General features: G+C 47.2%; 17 protein-coding genes, 1 tRNA gene and 1 riboswitch. Of the genes, 8 read left to right on the forward strand and 10 right to left on the reverse strand.

Features of this window, described 5'->3' with window-relative positions:
* A partial coding sequence (locus tag FJ023_06150) for a transposase (protein MBM4446919.1) occupies window positions 1–111 on the forward strand: 111 nt, incomplete at its 5' end.
* A gap of 104 nt (window positions 112–215) precedes the next feature.
* Here the strand turns inward: FJ023_06150 and FJ023_06155 are convergent.
* The 4 genes from FJ023_06155 to FJ023_06170 form a co-directional block, all read right to left on the reverse strand.
* On the reverse strand, window positions 216–578 hold the full coding sequence (locus FJ023_06155; protein ID MBM4446920.1) for an S-adenosylmethionine decarboxylase proenzyme: 363 nt from the start codon (window positions 576–578) through the stop codon (window positions 216–218).
* A gap of 8 nt (window positions 579–586) precedes the next feature.
* Complete coding sequence (locus FJ023_06160; protein ID MBM4446921.1) at window positions 587–1,810, reverse strand: competence/damage-inducible protein A; 1,224 nt, start codon at window positions 1,808–1,810, stop codon at window positions 587–589.
* A 20-nt stretch (window positions 1,811–1,830) separates the two neighbouring features.
* Complete coding sequence (thiC, locus tag FJ023_06165) at window positions 1,831–3,126, reverse strand: phosphomethylpyrimidine synthase ThiC (GenBank protein ID MBM4446922.1); 1,296 nt, start codon at window positions 3,124–3,126, stop codon at window positions 1,831–1,833.
* A gap of 52 nt (window positions 3,127–3,178) precedes the next feature.
* Window positions 3,179–3,293, reverse strand: a riboswitch (TPP riboswitch).
* A 65-nt stretch (window positions 3,294–3,358) separates the two neighbouring features.
* A complete protein-coding gene (locus tag FJ023_06170) occupies window positions 3,359–4,999 on the reverse strand; it encodes a hypothetical protein (protein MBM4446923.1) in 1,641 nt (546 codons plus the stop codon).
* Between the two features lie 249 nt (window positions 5,000–5,248).
* Between FJ023_06170 and FJ023_06175 the strand changes: the two genes are divergently transcribed.
* From FJ023_06175 to FJ023_06185, 3 genes are all read left to right on the forward strand, one after another.
* A tRNA-Asp gene (locus FJ023_06175) sits at window positions 5,249–5,322 on the forward strand.
* A gap of 125 nt (window positions 5,323–5,447) precedes the next feature.
* Entirely contained in the window at window positions 5,448–5,648 is a 201-nt protein-coding gene (locus tag FJ023_06180) for a 4Fe-4S dicluster domain-containing protein (protein ID MBM4446924.1), read from the forward strand.
* Between the two features lie 29 nt (window positions 5,649–5,677).
* Complete coding sequence (locus FJ023_06185; GenBank protein MBM4446925.1) at window positions 5,678–6,874, forward strand: acyl-CoA dehydrogenase; 1,197 nt, start codon at window positions 5,678–5,680, stop codon at window positions 6,872–6,874.
* A 16-nt stretch (window positions 6,875–6,890) separates the two neighbouring features.
* On the opposite strand, the gene FJ023_06190 is transcribed toward FJ023_06185, so the two are convergent.
* The 6 genes from FJ023_06190 to FJ023_06215 form a co-directional block, all read right to left on the reverse strand.
* Window positions 6,891–8,489 carry a long-chain fatty acid--CoA ligase gene (locus FJ023_06190; protein MBM4446926.1) on the reverse strand — a complete coding sequence of 533 codons (1,599 nt, stop codon included), beginning with the start codon at window positions 8,487–8,489 and terminating at the stop codon, window positions 6,891–6,893.
* Window positions 8,490–8,677: 188 nt separating this feature from the next.
* Window positions 8,678–9,559 carry an epoxyqueuosine reductase gene (locus tag FJ023_06195; protein ID MBM4446927.1) on the reverse strand — a complete coding sequence of 294 codons (882 nt, stop codon included), beginning with the start codon at window positions 9,557–9,559 and terminating at the stop codon, window positions 8,678–8,680.
* A gap of 130 nt (window positions 9,560–9,689) precedes the next feature.
* Window positions 9,690–10,823 carry an epoxyqueuosine reductase gene (locus tag FJ023_06200; GenBank protein MBM4446928.1) on the reverse strand — a complete coding sequence of 378 codons (1,134 nt, stop codon included), beginning with the start codon at window positions 10,821–10,823 and terminating at the stop codon, window positions 9,690–9,692.
* Between the two features lie 3 nt (window positions 10,824–10,826).
* On the reverse strand, window positions 10,827–12,077 hold the full coding sequence (locus FJ023_06205; protein MBM4446929.1) for a 4Fe-4S dicluster domain-containing protein: 1,251 nt from the start codon (window positions 12,075–12,077) through the stop codon (window positions 10,827–10,829).
* A 75-nt stretch (window positions 12,078–12,152) separates the two neighbouring features.
* Window positions 12,153–13,094 carry an enoyl-[acyl-carrier-protein] reductase FabK gene (locus FJ023_06210; protein MBM4446930.1) on the reverse strand — a complete coding sequence of 314 codons (942 nt, stop codon included), beginning with the start codon at window positions 13,092–13,094 and terminating at the stop codon, window positions 12,153–12,155.
* A gap of 34 nt (window positions 13,095–13,128) precedes the next feature.
* Window positions 13,129–13,551 (reverse strand): MarR family transcriptional regulator, encoded by a 423-nt coding sequence (locus FJ023_06215; GenBank protein MBM4446931.1) that lies wholly within the window; start codon window positions 13,549–13,551, stop codon window positions 13,129–13,131.
* 253 nt (window positions 13,552–13,804) lie between these two features.
* Here FJ023_06215 and FJ023_06220 point away from each other — a divergent pair, with 253 nt between their 5' ends.
* Genes FJ023_06220 through FJ023_06235 form a run of 4 tightly spaced genes read left to right on the forward strand, consistent with a single transcriptional unit; the run spans window position 13,805 to window position 17,474 of the window.
* A complete protein-coding gene (locus FJ023_06220) occupies window positions 13,805–15,247 on the forward strand; it encodes a 3-hydroxy-3-methylglutaryl CoA synthase (GenBank protein ID MBM4446932.1) in 1,443 nt (480 codons plus the stop codon).
* A 33-nt stretch (window positions 15,248–15,280) separates the two neighbouring features.
* The gene (locus FJ023_06225; GenBank protein ID MBM4446933.1) at window positions 15,281–16,483 is read left to right on the forward strand and encodes an acetyl-CoA acetyltransferase; all 1,203 of its coding nucleotides are present in this window, start codon (window positions 15,281–15,283) and stop codon (window positions 16,481–16,483) included.
* 29 nt (window positions 16,484–16,512) lie between these two features.
* A complete protein-coding gene (locus FJ023_06230) occupies window positions 16,513–16,986 on the forward strand; it encodes a MaoC family dehydratase (protein ID MBM4446934.1) in 474 nt (157 codons plus the stop codon).
* A gap of 17 nt (window positions 16,987–17,003) precedes the next feature.
* Entirely contained in the window at window positions 17,004–17,474 is a 471-nt protein-coding gene (locus tag FJ023_06235) for a hypothetical protein (protein MBM4446935.1), read from the forward strand.
* Window positions 17,475–17,508: the final 34 nt, after the last annotated feature.

The raw sequence follows: 17,508 nt of genomic DNA on the forward strand, positions 1-17,508 counted from the left end.
GCCTGGAGAATAGACTATAATGAAAACAGGCCGCATAGTTCGTTGAAATACTTAAGCCCCATGGAGTATGCTAAATACGACCAGAAAACTCTAATTCATAGTTTCCTATAAAATGGGGTAGGGTCAATGATATGCCAGCAAGATTTTGCGGGAGAGAGCAGGTCTTCTATGTTTTCCATGTCTCAAATTGAGAGGAGTTAAGATATATCAGTGGCTTAGGCAAGATCATCTATATCCCAATCCCGGTTGATTAGGCGGCTTGACAATCTAGATAGTTGAAATTTATCTTTGAAGTCCCTAATGACCTGCTCGGCATTGAAGTCTTTGCATGAGAAAACGTCAATATTGATATAGCGGCGTTCGACGAAAGTATGAATGCTGATATGACTCTCTGCGATAAAGACGAAGCCAGAGATTCCCCAGTCTTCGGGTTTGGAGCCGGTGTATCTAAAAACAAGCGGAGACGAAATCTTTGTCATTCCAATCCGGACAGGATAGGAATCCAGTAGTTGATAGATGAATTGCTCATCCTGCATTAGTTTTGGATTGTCTCCGTAGCCATCAATAACCAGGTGCATGGTTCTCCCTAAATCAAGCTTTTCCTTAGTTCGAAAAGTGCTGTCGTGACCGCTCTTTGTTTTACTTGTAGTCGGTTACCAGGATAGTTTCTAGCAAAACTCTGCCTGCGCTGCCCGTCGTCGAGGCCAACAAAGATGGTACCGATTGGTTGCCCCTCGATTTCCGCAGGTCCCATAACTCCAGTGAGTCCGACACCGATAGATGTCCCCAGTTTTTCTCTAGCTATTGTTGCCATAGCTTCAGCTGCCTCGCTGCTGACGGTTCCACACCGAGAGATAAGCTGCTGGTTAAGTCCAAAGGCCGTCCTGGTTTCATCAGTATAGGCAACAAGGCCTCCCCTAAAATATCTAGAGCTTCCCGGAACATTCGTGACGACGTTGGCTAGATAACCACCAGTGTAGGATTCCATAGTAGCCAGGCTCAATTCTTTTGCTCTAAGCAAGGCTCCAACAAGGTTCTCGAGAGTGTCAGAATCAACTCCCCATATATAATCATTTAAGATTGCCCTAAGGTCAGCTTCACGTTGGGTAATAAGCTCTTGTGCCTTGCTTTTGGTGTTTGCTTTGGCTGTGATGCGTAAGTAAATGCCATCAATTTTAGCGTATGTGGCCAAAGTCGGGTTTGTGGCGGGAAGGAAAGGACTTGCTCGTTCGTCTATTTCCGCCTCAGTAAGGCCGAAAGTCTTAAGTGTTTTGGAAACAATGACAGCATTAGCTATTTTCTTTTGCAGTCTGGGTATTATTTCTTTTGTCCACATTAATTCCATCTCGCGTGGTGGGCCGGGCATGGTGATAACTATTCGATTATCACGTTCTATCCACCAACCGGGCGCAGTACCTCGAGGATTCCGGATAATTTTTGCTGAGGGAATTATTGTTGCTTGCTTGATATTGCTTGGCGGCATTTCTATTTTATAGTAGCTGAATAGCTCTTCAAATTTCTGGACTAGAGTGTGGTCAATCGCTAGCTCCTCTCCGAGAAAATCTGCGATAGCTTCGCGAGTGATATCGTCTTGTGTAGGCCCTAAACCACCAGTAGTGATGATGATGTCAGATCTCTGCCAAGCTTGCTTCAGGGTCTCGATTAGTCTGTGCTGGTTGTCACCGACTGTGGATATGAAGTTAAGGTCAAGCCCGAGCAAAGGTAGTTGGCTGGCAAGATAAGCGGAGTTTGTGTCAGTTATCTCCCCTAGAAGAAGTTCAGTGCCAATTGAAATTATCTCTGTCTTCATGTTGAATAATGCTCAGGAAATCAACATTTGATTGTTGAGATTCCTAGGTATTTTTCTACCAGTGCCATTGCACAGTATTTGCCACACATACTACAAGTTGGCCCGGTAGGGGTGTATTTATTGTGAACTAGCCGAACTTTTTCGGGGTCTAGTGACAGCTCAGCTTGTAATCCCCAATCGAGGTTCTTTCTAGCCATAGACATTTTTCTGTCCCACTCGCTTGCTCTCTTTGTGCCTCTAACAATGTCAGCAGCATGGGCGGCAATGCGCGAAGCTATCACACCTATTTTTACATCTTCAACGTCTGGTAGCGAGAGATGTTCTGCAGGTGTGACATAACACAGAAAATCAGCCCCTGAGGCGGCGGCAATGGCGCCGCCAATAGCAGCAGTTATATGGTCGTATCCGGCAGCAATGTCAGTTACCAGGGGGCCGAGGACATAAAATGGAGCTCCGTGACAAAGGCTTTTTTCTAATTGAACGTTAGTGACAATTTGATCCAGCGGTAAATGTCCTGGTCCCTCTACCATTGTTTGTACGCCAGCTTCTCTAGCTTGTTCCACTAGCTCACCTAGGGTAATCAGTTCTTCAATTTGAGCCCGATCGGTAGCATCAGCTATGCTGCCTGGACGCATACCGTCACCCAGACTTAGAGTCACGTCAAACTTACGGGCTATGTCTAATAAACGATCAAAATATTCGTACAGTGGGTTCTCATGGTCGTTGTATAACATCCAACCGATAAGAAATGCGCCTCCTCGGGAAACAACATCGGTCAGCCTACGCTGATGTTTTAGCCGTTCGATAGCTGCTCGATTAACGCCACAATGAACAGTCATAAAATCTACACCGTCTTTAGCCTGCTGCTCAATCACAGCGAAGATTTCGTCTATAGTCATGTTTACTATTGCACCACGTCGTTCAATAGCTTCAATTCCTGCCTGATATATAGGCACAGTGCCTACCGGCAGAATGCTGGCAGCTATTATATCTTGGCGGATGGCTGAAATGTCACCACCGGTGCTCAGATCCATAACCGCATCAGCACCAAATTGGATGGCGATGCGCAATTTCTCCAATTCACTGTCTGTATTGCCGTAATCTGATGAAGTGCCAATATTGGCGTTAATCTTAACAGTGAGTTCCTTGCCAATGCCGCAGGGAACCAGGTTGGCGTGATTAACATTGGCGGGGATTACGATTTTGCCTTCAGATGCGTATTGCTGTATAATTTCTTGGCTTACGTCTTCCTGTTGAGCTATCTGCTTTATTTGGGGTGATATGATACCCTGTTTTGCCAAATCTAGTTGTGTCATTTTATCTCCCAAAGAAAAAAACCAAGTGCTCTAGTAACCACTACTAAACCCTTGGTTCAATTTACCGCTTCCCTACGCTTGTATTACCAAGGTCAGGTTCTGACGGTTCTCCGCAATAACGGAGTCTCAGCCCGGATTATTTTCCCCGGACACCCCTAGCGGTTAACTAAAAGCTTTATTCACTATATCATATAATAACAACAAGAAACAAGCAAAGTTTGGTCGGACCTGATTATTGTCTAATGAATTCCCTTTTGGTCCTCTGCATCCGCCAGTTTAGCATTCCTCCTACCACTATTGCGGCGATAAGAATTATCAGAATGACTAGTGAGAAAATGAGGACTTGATTAGACATTGGAATTACTTCAAATTCCTGAACCTCTGACCATGGGCTTTCGTTGCCAATGTCATCTACAGCTTTAACTCTCCAACTGTAGCTGTCTTGAGTCAGGATGTCATTCTTTGATAAGGCATACTTTGAGTCAACTAAATTTTCCTTCAATAGAGCCTGCGATGAGAAGTCGTCACCACGGGCAATCTGTAAGGTATAACTTACCTCGTCTTCGGCGTTAATATCTGACCAATCAAAAGTGGCTGTAGGTGCCCCAAAGCCCCGATGCCTAGAATCTCTGAAGGCGATAATTTCGATTAGGAATTTAGCAGTTCTAAGAAACACGTCGCCCATTGAATCAAAGGTTGCCAATTTAGCTCTCTGCTCGGGGGATGATAGCGTTGGTGTAGGCGGGGCGATTTTATGTGTGGTAAATATAGCCTGAGCCGAATTGCCAGTGCTTCCCGTAGCTTTTACTTTGTTGTCTTTGATTCTGATTTGAGGAGCCTCAAAAGCGGCACTAAAGCTACCTGTGTTGTCGGCAATGGCTTTTGCATCGAGAGTCATCCCCTCAAAGCTTAGGGTTATTGTTTCACCATTGTTGAAACCTGTCCCGCTGACAGTTATCTTGGTCCCCTTGTTCCCTGAGGCTGGCTGCAGCTCAAGATGTGGAACTACGTCAAAAATTGTGTCGGGAACAATTCCTCTCGGTGTAAAACTGCTGCCGTAGACACCGATTGTATGGTTGCCTTTGGTTGAAGGCGGGATGCTTAGTGTGGTACTCCAACTACCATCGGCCTCACCTACTATATTGCACACGATGATTTCGCCATCCCAGGTTATGGTAATGCCGTCCTCACCGGTTCGAAAGCCAAAACCATCGATCTTAATTTTTGTGCCCACTGGCCCTGCGGTTGGTTCGACTTTTGCAGCTGGAGCTACGATGAATCGGTGTTCACCTATTTCCGACGCATCGGTTGAGCTACTGAAAGCACTGATAGAGTGCTCACCATTATTCGTTTCGGGTACATCAAAATTGATGCTCCATATGCCAAGGTGATTGGCATTTGTAGAAGTGGGTAGGACAGTATTGTCCCATGTTATCTTAATATCCTTTTCGAAGGCAGCGAAGCCGTTCCCGATAACTGTAACTGGTGTATATTTTCGACCAATGCGTGGCACAATTTCTATGCCTGGAAGCACAGTAAATGTAGCTGAAGCCGTACTGCTAGCCCAATTACTGTCATCTGTAATTTCAATGATGTGGTTGCCCCTGAAAGAAGGTGGAATTTTTAAATTGCACTTTAGTTCACCTGTTTCGGATATGGGTATCTTGCTAAGTATAGTCTGGTTATCCCACTGGATGGTAGCTAAGCGGCCTGAGAAGCCGTTACCCTCGATCAGTATAGATGTACCAACGGCGCCTGAGGTTGGGGCTATGGTAACGTTAGTGGCATGGACGGGGATAGGAGATGACAGGAATAACGATGGGAGGATGATGGTAGTTAAAGCTAGGAAAAACAGTAAACTTCTATAATTCATTAATTTTGTCCTCCTGTCACCTGGAAGCGAGGCTAAAGCCAACTCCAAGAATTGAATGTATTAGCAGATGTTATTGTTGAAAGCGTAGTTTATATTGCCATGGAGAAAAAATCAAATCTAACCTTGAAAATTGATACGTGATTGTCGAGTGGTTCAAATATGCGAAATAAGCGGCTTGACACAGTGAACCTTATGTTGATAGACTTTTTGAAGTGGGGAATGTTTTGGTGGGCGGGACTTCGTTAGCATGGCCCCGTGGTGTAGCGGTCTAACATGCCACCCTGTCACGGTGGAGATCGTGGGTTCGAATCCCATCGGGGTCGCTTTTTATTTAGCTGTGAGTCGTTCCCAAGGAATAGAGTGATTGCCTATGATTTTTCCCCTTGGCTCAATTTGGAAGTCGGCTTAAAATTGTTTAACTTTCTGTTTTGGTTCCAAGTATTACGAGATGTCGCCGGAAGCTGTCCTTGCTATTGAGATCGACCAAGCACTGTGTGACAGCTGTGGCTTGTGCGTAGATTTCTGTCCTGTTAAAGTTTTTGTTCAGGAAGATGGTAGTGTAAAGGTGGCTAAAATAGAAGCCTGCTATGTGTGTGATTCATGCGTAGACTTGTGCCCTAAGAGTGCCATAAAAATCATTAGCGTGTAGAATTCTAATGTACGAAAGGAGGTTTTGAGATGCCGGATGTTTTAATGACCCACGAAGAGTTGAATTTTAGAAGAGAGTTCAGAGGGTTTCTCAAGAAGGAAATAGTTCCGCTAGGTCTGGCAGAAAAACAGGAAAGAGACGAGATAGATTTTCCCACTGAGCTGGTCAGAATTTTGGGGAAGAAAGGCTATTTCGGGATGTGCTTGCCTGAAAAATATGGGGGTAAGAACCGCGGACTTGTTTATGAAATCATAAAGAGCGAGGAGTTAGCCTATGTTGGTCCTGCTCTAAGCTGTCCCGGGTGCTCCACTGGGTGGGTCGGTAACGCAATCTGCGAGTATGGGACTGAGAAGCAAAAGAAAGATTACGTTATTCCTGTATCTCAAGGCCTGAAGGTGGCAGCTATTGCTATGACAGAGCCCGGAGCCGGCTCCGATATCAATAGTTATAAGACTAAGGCAATATTAAATGGTGATTTCTATACCGTTACCGGTGAGAAGCGCTTTCAAGTTGGAGGCTTAGGTGCAGACTTCTTTCTCACTTTTGCCATTACCGACACAAATAGGCCAGCACTAAAAGGTGGACTTTCTGCCTTTTTAATTGACCGGGAGATGGGGATAGAGGTTGTAGAAAAGTTCAGAATGATGGGCTATCACGGTGCAGGTGTGTCCCATTCGATTATGAAGAGCATCAAGGTTCCGAAGGAAAGCATCCTGGGCAAAGAGGGAGACGGCAGTGGGGTTCTGGACACCATTTTAATATGGGAGAGGCTGAGCACTGCCGCAGGGGCGCTTGGGGGAGCCAGGCGCTGCATAGATGAAGCTATCAAATATTCCCTTGAACGTGAGGCTTTTGGCGTCACTTTGAGTCGAATCCCCACGGTTTATAACATGGTGGCTGATATGATTATAAAAAGGGATGCTATTTCTACCATGATTTTGAGGGGATGCAGACTGGTGGATAAATATGGTCCTAAAGCCATGAAGGAGATTGCCGAGGCAAAGTACCTGGCTGGAGAAATGGGGTATCAGATTGCCGATATGGCTCTTCAAGTGCTGGGAGGGATTGGTTATACGAATAAATATCCCATAGAGTCTTATGTGCGGTTTGTGAGGTTGGGAAGAATTGCTTCGGGAACCTCGGAGATCATGCAGTACATCGTCCAGAGGGACACCTACAAGGAAGTATTGGGACGGAAAGAGGCAATTAGCGGCTCAGTGTCTTGACAGACCTTGGTCGAAATTAACTCAGATTTCGTAATTCTGCCCTTAGTAACTTACCCAGAAGGTTCTTGGGCAAGGAATCTATGAATTGCACTTTTTTCGGTGTCTTGAAGCTAGGTAGATGTTCTTTGCAAAAGGCGATTATTTCCTCTTCGTTAGCTTGCTCTCCTGGCTTGAGAACCAAGAAAGCCTTTATCTCTTCGCCGTAGACCTTATCAGGTATGCCGATAACTCCTGCATCGGCAACTTTGGGATGCAGACAAAGAATTTCCTCTACCTCCCGAGGTGATACATTTTCTCCTCCCCGGATTATAATGTCCTTTTTACGGTCGGTGATGTAGATATAGCCGTCTTCATCAATATAGCCTATATCGCCTGTGTAAAGCCATCCGTCTTTGATGGTTTGGGTTGTCTCTTCAGGTAGGTTCCAGTAGCCTTTCATCAGCGTAGGGCCTTTTACTACGATCTCTCCTCGTTGTCCGGGTAGAAGTTCCTGACTGTTCTCGTCGAAGATCTTTATTGTATTGCATTTCAATAGACACTTGCCGATGGAGCCGTACTTAGGCGGGAATTCAGCTGGCTGTCCTGCGGTAGTGGCACCTGACTCGGTCAGTCCCCAGCCCTCTCTTATATCGACTCCAATCTTTTGCTTCCACCTTAGAGCGACTTCCACAGGAAGCGCTGCTCCGCCAGAATTGCATTCTTGAAGTGAACTTAAATCGTATTTGTCTAGGTCGGGGAAGTCCAGTATCTGGACATACATGGTGGGAACTGCTGCCATGTGAGTAACACGGAATGCCTGGATGCTCTTCAGTGCCTCCTCAACATTCCACCACCTGAGTACGACGGCTTTTCCTCCTACAAGAGATCCCACGTTGCTGAATGCAATGCCATAGGAGTGTGATAGAGGCAGCACACCCAGGCTGACCCCAGTCCGATTAACACCGGTGACGCAGCGTGTTTCATCGATGGGTTTAAGTGCTCTGGAGTCTATGGATTGGCTTGTTTGTCGTAGGGTAACGGGACGGTGGATAAGGACATATTCATAGAAAGACAAGGCATTGATGTAAAGGGAATAGTGAGTTTGCATTACACCTTTAGGCTGTCCTGTGGTGCCGGCGGTATATATCAGGGCGGCAACATCGTCATTGTCGGTCTCTTCTATTACTAGTTCGTCTGAGCTTTGCGACATTAGTTCACTGTAGGAGATAGTGCCAGGAACATCATCTTTGTCAGTCAAGATGATGTGTTTCAAGTCTGGAGCATGCTTCTGTGCCTCTATAATCCAGCCTAAATAATCTGAGCTAGTAAGGAGGGCTTTTGCTCCACAGTCGCGGTATATGTAGGCAGCCTGCTCAGGCCTAAGTAACGGATTCAGTGGGACAACAATGCCGCCTATTTTGTATATGGCTGGAAATGCTGAGAACACCGGTGGGCTATTGGGCATCTGTATTGCTACCCGATCGCCTTTGCCAATGCCCAGAGCTTTCAGCGCATTGCCCAGTCGGTTAGCATTGCGGTTCCCCTCAGTGTTGGTGTACCATCTACCTTCGAAGTAGACGCTTTCATATTCGCCAAATCTCTTGATGTTATCCTCGATCAGACTGCCGATGTTCATAATTTCTTCCCTTCAAGCCTGCTTTTCCACTTTCAGTTGGCGACAAGGCTCAAAGCAGACTTAGCTTTTTGAAGATTGATAGTACACTTGTGGCTTTGAGCCGTCAAGCCCACAGTGAATAAGCCATTATGGGGTGCATCGGGAAGCGCAGGGCTAGAGATGGCTGAAGGGCTTAGTGTTGTACACGATTAGGTTGCTATGTCTTTTATCTTTTCACCCTTCTTTTTGTCAAGGTGAACAGCACAGACAGCATAGCATTTGGCGCACCAGGCTGGTTGTGCACCTACCTCACGCTCCAGATAAGCCTGAGCTGGGTGTTTTCTAGCGAGATAACTGAACATCTCCTCAGTGCTCGGCCTGGTCTCGGGCAAGGTAAATTCTGTCATGGCGAAGGTCCCCTTACTTGTCAGACCACCACAGCCGAAGATACACCGCCATTTAGTAACATGCCCGGATGCTAATTCCATCCCATCCATGTGGAAGGTATCAAGCCTGTCTGCTGTAAGTGCCTGGGTAGGGCAGATATTGACACACATGTTGCAGTGGTCGCAAATTTGATGCTTGACTAATGGGTCGGGGTTTAATGGAGCATCGGTGATAATGCTCACCAGCTTTTGTTTGCCGCCGAATTCTGGAGTGAGCAAAAGCTGGTGTTGGCCTAGCTCACCCATTCCGGCGGCTACGGCAGCGTGGCGATGGCTAATCCCCCAGCGGAACAAGGGGTCTCTGGGGGCATTAGCTGGTATAGGGCAGGCTTCATAGCCCTGTCTCTCGATAAGATTGGCTAAGTGGAAGGCAATCATGTCAAGCTCGGCATTAATTGTCTTTAATGCATAGCTTTGGTATGTATAAACCTCTTTTCCTTTGGCTACACAGCGCAGGATACCCAGCGGCACCCGCATAGCTACTACCACAACGGCTTGTGCCTGTGGAATATAGAACCTTGGGTGACGATTATCGGGGGCCTCCTCGAAGCGGCTCACTGGTGCAACTCCCACCAGGTCAGCCCCTTTCTCCCTAGCGAGTTCTTTTATTTTCTGTGTCAACTTGGTCATACTTGGAGTAACCATTCTCTGTCTCCTTTACCTTATATATAAATATATAATATATGACAACAACTGTTGTAAGGTGCAATTTGTAGCATCTATGATTCGCCGCTGTTTCTCATCCGTCAACGTAAGCGTTTATTGACTGACTGGCTCAGGCGGCAGCCAGAGCAGCTTGGATTTCCTTTCTGGAAAACTCGGATGTTTCATGTATCAGTCTGGCCTCCAGCACTTGTCTCGCTTGGCTGCCTCCGATTTTACCTAGGGCCCAAGCAACGTAGCCACGCACCAGCTCTTCAGGGTCTTGCATTGCCTGGGCGAGGTCAGGGATATAAGCGGGATCGCCTGTATTCCCGATGGCAATGGCGGCGTTTCTCTGGAAGTATTTCTTGTGCCTGATGTAGTTGTACATCAGCGGTTGTACTCCTTTGGTGTAGTACTCATCAGTGAGATTCAGAAGCTTAGTGAGCTCAAAATCTTTTGCCATCTTGGTCAGGAACTCATTCTCGGGCAGCTTTGCCTTTAACCTCTTCTGGTTTCGGGGGCATACTTCTTGACAGATATCGCAGCCGTGAATCCATGTGCCCATCTTCTCTCTGATGTCAGGTGGTATGTAGCTGGTGACGCCTCCGGGGTAGTTATCTTGGGTCATAAAGGTATTGAAGGCGATGCAACGGCGTGGGTCCATCTTCATAGGTTCGTAGAGTGACCCCGTGGGGCAAGCTTCGATGCAAGCAGTGCATTTAGGTGGGCACTTGACCTTTAGGATGGACTCATCGTAGTCGAGTTCAGCATCAACCACGAAGGCGGTGATGAGGATGAGCGATCCTATATTATCAGCGAAGGCGAAGGTATTTTTCCCGTAGGTGACAATTCCAGTCCGGGCTGCAGCTAGCCGTTCTGGAAGAGACAATCGTTCGGCTACTTGACAGCCATTTTTCTCTAGAAAGTCCCGCATCAGTTGTCGTCGTGCGCCGTTAATGCGAGTTCGTGGTGTTAAGTAGCCTCTGCCTAAGTAGTGCCGACCTATCTTGCCTAAGAGCTTCTCGGGGAAAGACTCCCTGGAGAAGTCGTGCACCAGGGCTATGATGGATTTAGCTGTTGGCATGACGCTCTTAGGGTCAGCGCCTATGAGCGGCTGAAAGGTGCTCTCAATGTACCAGCGATACATGTCACGTCGCGCGTTGAGTTCAGCAACGTAATCTGGGAAGCCGTCTGCAGTAGTAATGCCTACTCTACTATAGCCCAGGTCAAGGGCAAAATCTTTTATGTCTTCGCTTAATGACATTGTCTATAGAACCCTCCGCTTCTGTATCAGGTAATTAACATTTTCATTTACTGTTCTGCTGCTGTTAGCGCTGTCTTTGGTGGCCTGCAAATCGCTCATGTACTGCATAATATAGTCGCGTCCAGTCACTGGCGGATCATGGATAACTGCACGGCGTTCTAGCACCAGTGACTTTGTAGGGCATTTGTAGGCACACACGCCGCAGCCGATGCAGAAGTCAATATTGGCTGCGGATACTTTGCCAGTTTTATTCTTCAACTCTTTCTCGCCTGGCACTATGGTGAGTCTATCTTTGGCTCCAGGGAAGTCTTCTAGGTGGAGCGCTTCCATGGGGCAGCGCTTGACGCATAAGCCACAGCCGATACAGGTGTGCGAGTTGGTTTGAATGTGGTAGTTAGATGGGGTCAGGCTCATGGAATGTTTCAGTTTATGGAATGCCTCGAACCATATGCAGCAACATTTGCAGCAATTGCAGATGGTATCTGGTCTCTCCTGTTGGTTATCTATTGCATGAACTAATCCGACTTCAGCACACTGGCGTAGTATGTCTTCAGTTTCCTGCCGTGTGATCTCGCGACCCATACCATTTTCCACGATATAGTGGCCGAGCGTGCCGAAATGAAGACAGACCTCGGTGGGATACTCACAGTTGGGGAAGTCAGGGTCGAGATTTTTACGGTGCTTGCAAGGACAGGTGGTGACCACAAAATAATCTTGGGAATCCAGCACTTTGATTACCTCTTCGTAAGGCAAGACCTGTTTGGTGTCCTCGATTGTCTCTTGAATGGGCAGCACTCGCAGTCCTTTTGCTTGTGTATGCTTGTACTGTTCAAAACCGCCATGGTAGTAATGCTGATTGTGCAGTGGTGCCAAGGTTTTGCTCAACTTGTCTCTGCGACCAGGCCAGAAGGCTGTGCGTCCAATGAAAAATGCATCATTAAGTCTGTAGCGCACGGTGTCCCCTCTCACCGTGCGGAAAACGAGACCTTTCCTTGCCATCGCATCAAACAGTTTGCGTAGTTCGGCAGGGTCCATCTGTTTTATTTCAGCCAGTTCCTCAAGGTTTTTCCCTGAAAACGGCATACCGGTCAGCAGTGATGCTTCCTCTGGAGTATACTGAGCTCTTATCAAAGGCAGTATATAATCTGTCTCGGGTAATCCCCACCATGTCTGCCTGAGCCAGTCCATAAAATGCTGATAAACCTCCCCCTCAGCTACGATTTTTTCCTTCCTTGGCTTTCTTGGCTGGGACATTATAATTTCCTCCTTTTTTCTTTACTTTTATATATAGTATATATAGGGGTCACGTCATTGTGCTCTACATGAGATCTAATCTGCCAGGCTACGATAAAGCTTCTCAGACTCTGTGACGATGCCCTCAATCAGTTCCTTTACCGTCTTTATCTCATTGATCAGCCCCGCTACCTGTCCTGCAACGTAGAATCCGTTCTCGGGGTCGTTCTCCTGGGACAAGTTCATCATTTTTGGAGCGAGTATCATTTGTATCTCCTCTCGCGGCTTGTTCTCCTCATCCAGTTGCTGGAGAGTGTCGAAGAGCTTGTTCTTGATTATCCTGACAGGGTACGCTTTACGAGTAGCCAGCCCGGTGGCGGTATCTGAGGCGTTGAGAAGCATTTGTTTGTAAGTATCGCTTACCCGGTCGCATTCTTTGGTAGCCAGGAAAGTGGTACCCATTTGAATTCCCTGAGCTCCTAATGCCAAAGCGGCTAGGAATCCCCGAGCATCAGCTATACCGCCTGCTGCCACGACTGGCACGTTCACTGTGTCTACAACCTGTGGGATCAATACCATAGTAGTTATCTCATCTCTGGAGGCAATCCCCCCCGATTCAGTGCCTTCAGCGATGACCACATCCACCCCAGCTGCGACTGCCTTTACCGCTCCTCTTACATTAGATACCACGTGCAGCCATTTTGCTCCTGAGCCTTTGATTTTTTTTGCCCATCTTTCTGGGCTTCCTGCAGAAGTGGAGACTATGCCTACGCTCTCCGCAAAGATGGCATCGAGCATTGCATCCATGTCTGGTCGGAAAAGCGGACAATTAACCGCGAAAGGCTTGGTGGTGAGGCGCTTGCATTCTTGAATTTCACGCCGAGACTCTTCAACGGAGATAAAGGCTGTGGCTACTGAACCAAGGGCGCCTGCGTTAGATACGGCTGCGGCTAATTTGCCAGTGGAGATACCTCCCATTGCGCCCAGAATAATGGGGTGCTCGATTCCTAAAAATTTGCACAATTCAGTTTTTTTCATAGTTCTCCTTCTCAATTCATTTTCTGTTCTGTGTTCAAGCACTTGACTCTCCCAGGGTTCTGAGAACCTTTTCAAAGGTAGCCATGTCCTTTTTGGAGAATGGCTGTTTTAAGGTCGTGTCTAACTCGTCAGCGAACTCCAAAATACGAGGTCCTAGTTCTTTTGCCTTTTCAGTAAGGAGTACTAATGCTGACCTTCTGTCATCAGGGTTTGGCTTACGTTTCACATAGCCACTCTTTTCCAGCCTGTCGATAATCCCGGTAAGTGTTGAGCTGTCCAGTGAGACCCGGTCTCCAAGCTCACCGATGGTGATGTTGTCGTCCATCCATAAGGCGTTGAACACAAAGTACTGTGGTGGTGTTAGCCCGAATGGGGATAGTCGCTTTTCGTAGTAGTCGTATACACGGCGCATCACCCGTCCCAAGTTGAAACAGATATGTTTTCTAGCATCATACATGGCGGTACTCCTATAATTTGTGCACAGTTATTTTGTGTGCATTGTAAAATCATTGCCAGCATTTGTCAAGCAGTTGAAGGAAAAGCCGTTTTCTATTTATCGTTCATGGCTTCACTAATGGTAAGTGTCAACAGAAGGGACACTCATTCGTAAAATTTATTTTGGGAACGTTATTAGTCCAAGGTTGACAGGTAATAAGGTCTATGCTATAGTCCTTTCGGCCCTAAAAACACTGACATTAGGAGGTTTATTAATGGTAGGTATTAAGTCTTACGGAGCTTATATCCCACGGTATAGAATGAACCACAATACTATCTTCGGAGCGGTAGGTTTTCTGGGAACATTTCCCACACCGGGTGAGAAGTCAGTTGCCAATCATGATGAAGATACTCTTAGCATGGCGGTAGCTGCCGGGATTGACTGCATAAACGGCTTGAAGCGAGAGCAGATAGATGGCTTATTTCTAGCTACTACTAGTCAGCCGTATATGCTGAGGCAAAATTCGGCAATTGTAGCTGTTGCTCTTGACCTTCAACCTACTATAAGGATTGCTGACTTCATTGGTTCTAGCAAGGCAGGTACCAGTGCTCTCGTCTCTGCTTTTGATGCTGTAAAGGGAGGCACTTCAAGCAATATCCTGGTCTGTGCTTCTGACTGTCGATTAAGTAAGCCTGGCGGTCCTCAGGAACATCTCTATGGTGATGGTGCGGCAGCTCTGCTGCTGGGGAATGAGGGGGTGATTGCTACTTTGGATGGTTCCTATTCTGTTTCCTATGATTTCCCTGACCGCTGGAAAACAAGTGCAGAAGAATTTGAACATGCCTGGGAAGACAGGTTTATTCGGGATGAAGGTTATGCCAAAATGATACCTGAAGCGATTTCTGGGTTACTAAAGAAATGTAATTTGAACATTAAGGATTTTGCCAAAATTATATTTCCGGGCATTTATGCTAGAGAACATGCTGCCATAATCAAACGATTGGGTGCTGAGCCGGGTCAGATTCAGGATACGTTGCTCGACAAGGTGGGTGATACTGGGGCAGCTTCGCCTTTGATGATGTTGGTGGCTGCACTTGAAGACGCCAAACCGGGAGACAAAATACTGGTCGCTAGTTTTGGAAACGGCAGCGACGCTCTATTATTCCAGGTGACTGAAAACATCAAGAAGGTTGGGGATAGGCGTGGAGTGAAAAAGCATTTGGCTTTAAAAAAGGAACTCGCCAGCTATGAGAGATATCTCGCCTTCCGCAATTTGGCTCCGATGGATACAGGCATGCGTGGTGAAATGAGTCTTCGCACTCCGATGTCCGCGCTTTTCAGAGAGCGGAAGGCAATTTTGTCGCTTTGTGGTTCCAAATGTAAAAAGTGTGGCACGCCACAATATCCGTTCCAGAGAGTGTGTGTAAATCCTGATTGCGGTGCCGTTGACCAGATGGACGACTACCGTTTTTCAGACAAGAATGGTGTTGTTTTTACCTATACTGGTGATAATTTGGCTGCCAGCATTGACCCGCCGGCAATCTACGGATTCGTCGATTTTGAAGGAGGAGGCAGATTCTGGTTTGACTTTACGGACTGTGACCTTGATTCAGTTAAAGTAGGTATGCCAGTGGAGATGACCTTCCGCAGAAGATATTTGGACGAACCCACTGGTGTTTACGGCTACTCGTGGAAGGCAACGCCGGTACGCGCCTAATACTATAAAAATAAATAACTACGGAGGAGAAAAATGGCAGAAGGTATTAAGGACAAGGTGGCTATTATAGGGATGGGTTGTACCAAATTTGGGGAGTTGTGGAATAAAGGTGCTGAGGACTTGATGGTTGACGCATTTCAAGAATGTATTGAAGATGCGGGGATAGACAAAAAAGACCTTCAGGCAGCCTGGTTTGGCGTGCATTTTGAGGAGCAGAGTGTGGGCAAGGGTGCTACATCATTGGCATTGGCGCTGAAGTTGCCTTTCATCCCCGTGACTAGGGTAGAAAACTTCTGTGCTACTGCCACAGAAGCTTTTAGGGGTGCTTGTTATGCAGTGGCTTCAGGAGCTTATGACATTGCGTTAGCTCTAGGTGTGGAGAAGCTTAAGGATACTGGGTATGGTGGTCTTCCTGGTGGTCCTGGCCTCATGGGAACAAAAAATGCACTCATCATGCCTAAACTGACCGCTCCGGGGAGTTTTGCCATGATGGCTACCAGATACTTTGCCGTGTATGGGCTCAGTCCTGAGGAAGGCAAGAAGATGTTAGCTAAGGTATCGGTTAAAAGCCATTACAACGGGTCTAGGAACCCTAAGGCACACCTGCGCCGCGAAGTAACTGAGGAACAAGTTCTGAATGCTCCTATCATCGCATGGCCGCTGGGGCTTTTTGACTGCTGTGGGGTCAGTGACGGCTCGGCGGCAGCTATCGTTACTCGAGCTGACATGGCTAAGAAATTGAGGCCCGACCCCGTGTACGTCAAGTCGCTCCAGGTCGCTCTGAGTTCGGGTGAGGAATTGATGTATACCAAGTGGGACGGTGCTCATGTTGAGACTGGGTACCGTGCTGGAGTACTGGCTTATAATGAGGCAGGTGTAAAGAATCCGCGCAAAGAGATAAGCATGGCCGAGGTACATGACTGTTTCTCCATCACTGAAGCCGTAACTATGGAGGATTTGCAGTTTAGCCCGAGGGGACGGGTTAAGGATGACATCGAGGCTGGACGCTTCAACTTGGATGGTGAGCAGCCTATTCAGCCTGATGGCGGATTGAAGTGTTTCGGGCATCCGATTGGTGCTTCTGGTCTAAGAATGCTATATGAGATGTACAAACAGTTGCAGGGCAAAGCTCAGATGCCAGAGCGCCAGCTAAAGAATCCCAAACTGGGTCTCACCCATAACATGGGTGGCTTCCCGGCAATGAACATCGTCAGCGTTGCAATCGTAGGACTCTAATAAAGAACTAAACTTTAAGGAGGTAAGCCATGGCTGAAGGGTCTATAATTACAGATGAGTTAAAAAAACTAATAGGTGTCCCTGGAGAGCCGATTACTTTCAAGGTTGAAGAAGGGGCAATCCAAAGGTATGCGCAGGCTATAGGTGACCCCAACCCTTTATTTAACGATATAGAGAACGCCAGCAAAAATAAATATGGCAGGTTGATTTGCCCTCCAGGTTTCACCGGCTGGCCAATCAAAGGTGGAATTTCTGTCTTCAAACTCGTTGATTCGCTGATTAAGGCTGGGGCGCCAACTCGACTCCTTGATGGCGGTGTTGAATTTGAATTTGTCGAGCCTGTCGGCGCTGGAGATGTGCTAACTGCCACGCCTAAGATAGCTAGCATGACTGAGCGAGAAACGAAAATGGGCAAGACTATGTTCACTACGGTCGAGACCACTTTCGTGAATCAGAAAGGCAAAGTGGCTCTCAATGGCCGATCGACATTCATCCAATTCTAAGAAATTGAGGAGGAGACATGGCTAAACAAGTTTATTACGAGGATGTTGAAGTTGGTACTGAAGTAACTCCAGTGGCTAAAATTGCCACGTCACGGATGCTGGTTCAGTGGGCGGGAGCCTCGGGAGATTTTAATCCCTTGCATTACGAAGACGATTTTGCCAAAGCTATGGGCGTAGGTGCTCCTATTGTGCATGGTGCTCTTAAACGCGCTTGGCTGGGCCATTTGATTACTGACTGGATTGGGGAGCAGGGGGTGCTGAAGAAGTTGTCGTGCCAGTACCGCGGCATGGACTACCCCCGGAAGATGAAAACTATGGAAGAGCCACATGATGGTGAAACATGGTGGTGCAAGGGCAAGGTGGCCAAGAAATACGAGGAGGGTGGCGAGCATCTTGTTGAGTGCGAGATTTGGGTGGAGAATGGGAAGGGGGATAAAACGACACCGGGCGCAGCTTTAGTCGCCTTACCGTCAAGGGGCAAGAAATAGAAGCAGCGTCTTTGCCGGATAAGTATTTGGGAGG

Source organism: Chloroflexota bacterium, from assembly GCA_016875875.1.
GTDB lineage: Bacteria > Chloroflexota > Dehalococcoidia > GIF9 > UBA5629 > 9FT-COMBO-48-23.

Excerpts from the sequence above, each read along its gene's own strand:
- FJ023_06155 (MBM4446920.1), bottom strand. The coding sequence starts at position 578 with ATGCACCTGGTTATTGATGGCTACGGAGACAATCCAAAACTAATGCAG.
- FJ023_06160 (MBM4446921.1), bottom strand. The coding sequence starts at position 1,810 with ATGAAGACAGAGATAATTTCAATTGGCACTGAACTTCTTCTAGGGGAG.
- thiC (MBM4446922.1), bottom strand. The coding sequence starts at position 3,126 with ATGACACAACTAGATTTGGCAAAACAGGGTATCATATCACCCCAAATA.
- FJ023_06170 (MBM4446923.1), bottom strand. The coding sequence starts at position 4,999 with ATGAATTATAGAAGTTTACTGTTTTTCCTAGCTTTAACTACCATCATC.
- FJ023_06180 (MBM4446924.1), top strand. The coding sequence starts at position 5,448 with ATGTCGCCGGAAGCTGTCCTTGCTATTGAGATCGACCAAGCACTGTGT.
- FJ023_06185 (MBM4446925.1), top strand. The coding sequence starts at position 5,678 with ATGCCGGATGTTTTAATGACCCACGAAGAGTTGAATTTTAGAAGAGAG.
- FJ023_06190 (MBM4446926.1), bottom strand. The coding sequence starts at position 8,489 with ATGAACATCGGCAGTCTGATCGAGGATAACATCAAGAGATTTGGCGAA.
- FJ023_06195 (MBM4446927.1), bottom strand. The coding sequence starts at position 9,559 with ATGGTTACTCCAAGTATGACCAAGTTGACACAGAAAATAAAAGAACTC.
- FJ023_06200 (MBM4446928.1), bottom strand. The coding sequence starts at position 10,823 with ATGTCATTAAGCGAAGACATAAAAGATTTTGCCCTTGACCTGGGCTAT.
- FJ023_06205 (MBM4446929.1), bottom strand. The coding sequence starts at position 12,077 with ATGTCCCAGCCAAGAAAGCCAAGGAAGGAAAAAATCGTAGCTGAGGGG.
- FJ023_06210 (MBM4446930.1), bottom strand. The coding sequence starts at position 13,094 with ATGAAAAAAACTGAATTGTGCAAATTTTTAGGAATCGAGCACCCCATT.
- FJ023_06215 (MBM4446931.1), bottom strand. The coding sequence starts at position 13,551 with ATGTATGATGCTAGAAAACATATCTGTTTCAACTTGGGACGGGTGATG.
- FJ023_06220 (MBM4446932.1), top strand. The coding sequence starts at position 13,805 with ATGGTAGGTATTAAGTCTTACGGAGCTTATATCCCACGGTATAGAATG.
- FJ023_06225 (MBM4446933.1), top strand. The coding sequence starts at position 15,281 with ATGGCAGAAGGTATTAAGGACAAGGTGGCTATTATAGGGATGGGTTGT.
- FJ023_06230 (MBM4446934.1), top strand. The coding sequence starts at position 16,513 with ATGGCTGAAGGGTCTATAATTACAGATGAGTTAAAAAAACTAATAGGT.
- FJ023_06235 (MBM4446935.1), top strand. The coding sequence starts at position 17,004 with ATGGCTAAACAAGTTTATTACGAGGATGTTGAAGTTGGTACTGAAGTA.